This window comes from Peribacillus sp. P4_C12, assembly GCF_056402095.1.
In genome coordinates this window covers 1-514 of the sequence record NZ_JBFUIB010001219.1, presented here as the reverse complement: position 1 = coordinate 514, position 514 = coordinate 1, and the positions used below count along the sequence as shown (strand labels likewise).

The 514-nt window shown below is 30.0% G+C and carries 1 protein-coding gene; it reads left to right on the top strand.

What is annotated here, in order from left to right:
• Positions 1-423 (top strand): flavin reductase family protein (locus AC1DUW_RS32220; protein WP_477644638.1); only part of this gene is annotated, 423 nt, incomplete at its 5' end.
• Between the last annotated feature and the right edge of the window lie 91 nt (positions 424-514).

The window sequence follows — 514 nt, the reverse complement described above, 5'->3', positions numbered from 1 at the left end:
GATGAGCACCGCATTCCTCTGGGGCTTACAGTCAATTCATTTGCATCAGTATCAATAGACCCTTTACTCGTCTTATGGTCTATTGATAAAAGGGTATCATCTTATAAGTCTTTTATAAAAACTGATAAATTTGCTGTACATGTATTATCTGGTGATCAGAGTGAAATATGTAATTTATTTGCAAGTAAAGGTACTGATCGATTTGAAAATTGTGAATGGAATTTATCAGAATATAATCTACCAATTATTTCAGGAGCTTCTGGAGTTTTGCAATGTAAAACTATAAAAACGATTGAAGCAGGTGATCACACTATTTTAATTGGCGAAGTAGTAGATATTCATAATGAAAACAAAGAACCTCTTTTATATCATAAAAGAAATGTCGGAAAAATTCCCGATGAGTTTTACAATAAAAGTAAGTAGTTTTTAATTGTTTTATTATCCATATATAAATTATTAATATTTTTCCTCGATAATAACAACGAAAAGGAATCTGAAAGAACAGGAGGATATG